Annotated in this window: 3 protein-coding genes and 2 pseudogenes; all 5 read right to left on the bottom strand. The window is 53.8% G+C overall.

Going from position 1 to position 5,301, the window contains the following annotated elements:
• Positions 1–62: 62 nt before the first annotated feature.
• On the bottom strand, positions 63–656 hold the full coding sequence (locus ACTBDZ_RS14805; protein ID WP_438815883.1) for a GntT/GntP/DsdX family permease: 594 nt from the start codon (positions 654–656) through the stop codon (positions 63–65).
• A gap of 469 nt (positions 657–1,125) precedes the next feature.
• Positions 1,126–2,388 carry a diaminopimelate decarboxylase gene (gene lysA / locus ACTBDZ_RS14800; RefSeq protein ID WP_438815882.1) on the bottom strand — a complete coding sequence of 421 codons (1,263 nt, stop codon included), beginning with the start codon at positions 2,386–2,388 and terminating at the stop codon, positions 1,126–1,128.
• A gap of 108 nt (positions 2,389–2,496) precedes the next feature.
• A pseudogene (locus tag ACTBDZ_RS14795) lies at positions 2,497–3,490 on the bottom strand (ABC transporter ATP-binding protein).
• A gap of 1 nt (position 3,491) precedes the next feature.
• Entirely contained in the window at positions 3,492–4,202 is a 711-nt protein-coding gene (locus ACTBDZ_RS14790) for an ABC transporter permease (RefSeq protein WP_438815884.1), read from the bottom strand.
• Between the two features lie 63 nt (positions 4,203–4,265).
• Positions 4,266–5,107: pseudogene (locus tag ACTBDZ_RS14785) on the bottom strand (ABC transporter permease).
• Between the last annotated feature and the right edge of the window lie 194 nt (positions 5,108–5,301).

Below are 5,301 nucleotides of genomic sequence, written 5' to 3'. Positions count from 1 at the left end.
GGTTACGGATGGTAACGTGGGGAGTACTCATGCTGATTGGTCTGCAAAAAGCAGTAATAAATTCAGAACTTCAGAATACCGTCAAGTCCCGAAAAAAGAAAAATCAGGTGCGGAATGACGGTTACATCACTTAAATTCAGGTGAAAACCGTTTGCTGCGGCAATGGTATTGGGGTTCGGCGATATAATATTACCGGCTTTACCGCCGCCGGAAAGCGCCAGTAATAATGCCAGTTTGGAAATCCCCATTTTATTACCCACCGATAACGCAATGGGTGCAACAATTAATACTGCAACGGGAATAAATACGCCCACTGCGGTAATGATCATGGTGGCCAGCGCCAGCGCTAAAATCGCTTTGCTCTCCCCCATCTTCCTCACAATGGCCTGGGCGATAGTTTCTGCCGCGCCCGACTCCATCATCACGCCAGCCAGTACACCGGCGGCCAACACGCTGATCACCGTGCCCATCACGCTCTGCGTGCCTGATGTCAGCAGCACGATGGTCTGCTCAAGGTTGCCACCGCCGATCACCGCACCGAGAATGGCACCGAGGAACAAGGAATACACCGGATTAATTTTTTTCAGGATGAGCGCAATGGCAATAAAAAGACCAATCAACGCCCCGTACCATGCCAAGGGTTCTATGGTATGCATAATGAGACCTCTTATATTTTATATGTCTTCGACAATAGGGTGCTAATGCAAATACATTCCTGGTGGAATCTGCATTATTTAATGTGATAATAAATTACGCCGTTCTAAATAGCTTTCTTTGGGAAAAAATTAGAATCGATAAATAATTCCTTATCACATGCTCTTATGGATTGAGAATTATTTTATGACTTGGCAATAAAATAACCTATGTGTTTCAACACGAAAAAATTGGGCATTTGTATAAATATTTTTGTGTTGCAGAACAAGAAAGCGAGAGGTTTATCACATTGCAGGGAGGAGGGCCGCATTCCTGCGGCTTCAGACTGATGACAAAGTCACTTTACCTCGTCATCCTCGGCGAAAGCCGGGGATCTCAGCCAGAAGAAACGCGTTTCACCTGCAAGAGATTCCCGCCTTCGCGGGAATGACGGTGGAAGTAGGGCTGTTTGTCAGCAACCGCAAGGCGTGGTTACAGCGCCTCGAGCGCCAGTAATTCTTCGATGGTTTGACGGCGGCGAATCAGGCGCGCTTCGCCATTTTCAAACAACACTTCCGGCAGAAGTGGGCGGCTGTTGTAGTTAGAGGACATGGAGGCACCGTAAGCCCCGGTGTCGTGGAACACCAGATAATCGCCAACCTGCACCGCAGGTAACGCCACCGTTTCCACGCCACCTCCAGCCTGTTGCGTAAACACATCACCGGATTCACACAATGGCCCTGCCACTACGGTATCGCGCAACGGTGCGCCAGCAAGAGAACGCTCATCTGCCGGCAACAGCGAAATATGGTGATAGCTGCCGTACATGGCAGGGCGCATCAGATCGTTAAACCCGGCATCCACCAACACGAAGTGGCGGCTGCCCATGTTTTTGACCGCACGCACCTGCGCCACCAACACGCCAGACTCCGCCACCAGAAAACGTCCCGGTTCGATTTCCAGTGTCACCGGGTGACCAAGATGTGTCTCAATACGCTGACGCGCTGCGTGCCACAGGCCAAAGTAGTGCTCCGTATCGATCACTGGCTCGCCCACGCGATAAGGAATAGAAAGCCCGCCGCCAGCGGAAATGGCTTCAACATCCTGACCAAACTCAACCACCTGACGCACCATGGCATCACACACCTGCTCCAGATGGCCGTAGTCCACGCCGGAACCGATATGCATATGGATGCCGACCAGTTTCAGGGAGTAGCGTTGGATTTGCGCCAGCGCCAGCGGTAAATCTGCATACCAGATACCGTGTTTACTGTTCTCACCGCCGGTGTTAGTTTTCTGGCTATGGCCGTGACCAAATCCCGGATTGACGCGCAGCCACACCGGATGCCCCGGCTGAGCTGCCCCCAACTGGGCCAACATATGCACGGAACCGGCATTAACTGGAATATTCAGTTCCACCACACGCGCCAGCGTCGGCATATCCAGCATGTCGGCGGTGAACACAATCTCGTGATCTGCCGTACCCGGCACAAACCCGGCCACTAGGGCGCGCTCAATTTCCCCCAGCGATACCGAATCCACTTTTACACCTTGTGCGTGCATCAGACGCAGAATATGCGTGTTGGAGCAGGCTTTTTGCGCGAAGCGGATGGTGTCAAACTGACGGAGTTGTGCAATACGCGCCACGATGGTGTGCGCATCATAAGCCCACACCGGGCATCCAAAACGAGCGGGTAATTCACGCAGGCTATGCGCGTTAAGCGCGTGGGTAAGGTCATTAAGATCGTGCGGCATAGGGTTTCCGTGCAACAAAAGGGGAGCAATGACCACACGGTAACGGGCTGCAACGATTTAAACAAATATCGATTTTCGCATATTCTATTCATTCATGATATGGCTTAACTAAGCCACTTCGCGCAGCGCATCGGCGGTAATATGCACCCCCACCGTGCTGCCTGCACGGTGCAGATCGCCCGGTGCACGATTCAGTAAATCCACAGCCAACTCTACGCCGTTAACCACAATACGGTATCGCACCACGTTGCCTAACAGGCTGTGGTTGAGGATCTTCCCGGCGATGCCCTGTTCAGGCGTACCCAGCGTGATGGATTCAGGACGAAGCGCCACCTGACCGGTGAAGTGTTCTCCCGTCAACTGTTGCGCCTGCGCGGCACTCAGTAGGTTATAGCTGCCGATAAAGCTGGCGGCAAACAAATTGGCAGGCTGGGTATACAGCGATACCGCATCACCATCCTGTACGATTTCCCCGTTGTTCATCAGCACGATACGATCGGAGAGCGTCAACGCCTCTTCCTGATCGTGGGTAACAAAGATAGCAGTCAGGTTCAGTTCACGCTGAATGCGACGGATTTGTTCACGCAGATGGCGGCGAATACGCGCATCCAGCGCGGAAAGCGGCTCGTCCAGTAACAGCAAACGCGGGCGCGTGACCAGCGAGCGCGCCAGCGCCCCGCGCTGACACTGGCCGCCGGAAAGCTGGTGCGGGTAACGGTGGGCAAATTCATTCAATTCAACCAGCGCCAGCACCTCGGCCACCCGCTGGCGAATCTCCCCTGCGCCGAGCTTCTGCATTTTTAACCCGAAAGCCACGTTCCCTTCCGCCGTCATGTTGGGAAACAGCCGCGTAGTTCTGGAATACCATGCCAATGCCGCGCTTTTGCGGAGACACCGGCACGATATCCTGCCCCTGTAACAGGATCTGTCCGCTGTCCACGGGCGTCAGGCCCGCCAGACAACGCAGCAGCGTCGATTTGCCGCAACCACTCTGCCCCAACAGGGTAACAAACTCCCCTTCGGCCGCTGAGAAATCGATATTGTGAAACACCTTGGTTGGCCCGTAGTGTTTATTGAGCTGTTTTACATCAAGATAGGGCATATCAGGATTTCTCCCGGTTAAGAATATTGGCCAGCCAGGTCACCAGCAGCACGACGAGGAAATAGGAGATCACCAGCGCACTGGTAAAGTGCCCACTGTCATTACGTTTGTTGTAGAGATACACCTGCAACGTTTCAAAACGGGTACCTACCAGCAAGTTGGCAAACACAAACTCGCCAATCAGGAAAGAGAACGAGAGCAACACCGCGATCATCACGCCTTTACGCAGATTAGGCAGCACCACCCACAGCGCAGCCTGCCAGGTGCTGGCACCCAATAAATGCGCCGCATCGAGCAGTTCTTTGAGGTTAATCGCCTGAATATTGTTGGAAATGGCGCGATAGATAAAGGGTAGCGCGATAGCAAAGTAGCAGCCGATCAGAATCCAGGGCGTGCCGGTAATGGCGAGCGGGCCTGAGGAGTAGAGCTGCAATAATCCTATCGAAGAGACCACCGGTGGCACAGAGAACGGCAGCAAAATCAGCACGTTCATCACCCCATCCAAACGCGGAAACCGCCAGGCGATGACAAACATCGCGGGTAACACCAGCAGCAGCGAATGGCCCAGTGCCACCAAAAAACGGCTATCGCCCCACAGGGCAATAAACCACTTCAGGGTCACGCCGTTGGTCAGAATGGTGGCTCCCCACTCTGTCGCCAGCGCATAGCCCAAGGTAGCGAGCAGCGGCAACAGCAAAATCAGCAACACCAGTAATACCACCGTCTGATGGTAGCGCCGTTCATAAGGATGACATGGCAACCTCCGGTCAGGGGATTACGGCGCGGCATGGAGATAGCTCCGCCGCAGCAACCACTGGTGGACAACGGTAATCAACGCCATCAGCAATACCAGCAGCACGGAAAGCGCGCTGCCAAGATTAGGATCCAGGGTGATATCCCCGGCGACCAGCGCAGCAATGCGTATCGGCACCACGTTGAAGTTACCCGTTGTGAGCGCGTAAATGGTGGCGTAGGCCCCGAGCGCATTAGCAAGCAGAATAACAAAGGTGCCGAGCAGCGCGGGAGTCAACACCGGAATGCCGATATGCAGCCAGAAGCGCCAGCGCGGTGCGCCCAGCAGCGCCGCCGACTCTTGCCACTCCGTGCGCAGCCCGTCAAACGCGGGATAGAGCAGCAATATCCCCAGAGGGATCTGAAAATAGGTGTATATCAGGATCAAGCCGTCGCGGGAGTAGATGTTGAACCCGTCGATCACGCCATATTTTTTCAGTAATAAGGTAAAAAAGCCGTTCAGCCCCTCCATAATCACGAAGGCAAAGGCCAGCGGAACACCCGCAAAGTTGCTGGTCATATTGGCAAACGACAACACGAAGCGTTGCAACCGTCCCGTCCCCGGTTGGCGCAACGAGTAGCCGCCAATCAGGGCGATAATGACGCCGTAGAAGCTGGACCAAAACGAGATATCCAGTGAAAAGCGGATCGCCTGAAGATAAAACGGCGAAGAAGGATATCGGTATAGTTCGCCAACCCCCACGCCTCTTCCGTTTGGCTGTAAAAGCTGTTCACCAGGATCCAGATAAGCGGCGCTATCTGGAACGCAAAAAAGACGGCAAAAAACGGCAACAGGACCCCTGCGACCAGCCAGTTTTTTCTCACGCGTTATCCTCCCTCTGCGGCGTGGACCAATACGCCCTGTGCGCCTCCTCTCCGTATCCGGACAGGGTGATGCGCCGCGCGATATTTGAAGCAAAAACGTGCGATAAATGGCGGGCTACTTTTGTTTCCATCAGTGCAACGAAATTACACTTTTATTTTTCATCAGAGCCACTGTGACTTGTTCGAGCGTTTCG

The organism is Symbiopectobacterium sp. (assembly GCF_051710365.1).
In the GTDB taxonomy this organism is placed as follows: domain Bacteria; phylum Pseudomonadota; class Gammaproteobacteria; order Enterobacterales; family Enterobacteriaceae; genus Symbiopectobacterium.
The sequence above is the reverse complement of the archived record's forward strand: the minus strand, read 5'-3'. Positions and strand labels throughout refer to the sequence as shown.

What these genes read in the sequence shown, in the direction of transcription:
- ACTBDZ_RS14805 (WP_438815883.1), bottom strand. Translation starts at nt 656, where the DNA reads ATGCATACCATAGAACCCTTGGCATGGTACGGGGCGTTGATTGGTCTT.
- lysA (WP_438815882.1), bottom strand. Translation starts at nt 2,388, where the DNA reads ATGCCGCACGATCTTAATGACCTTACCCACGCGCTTAACGCGCATAGC.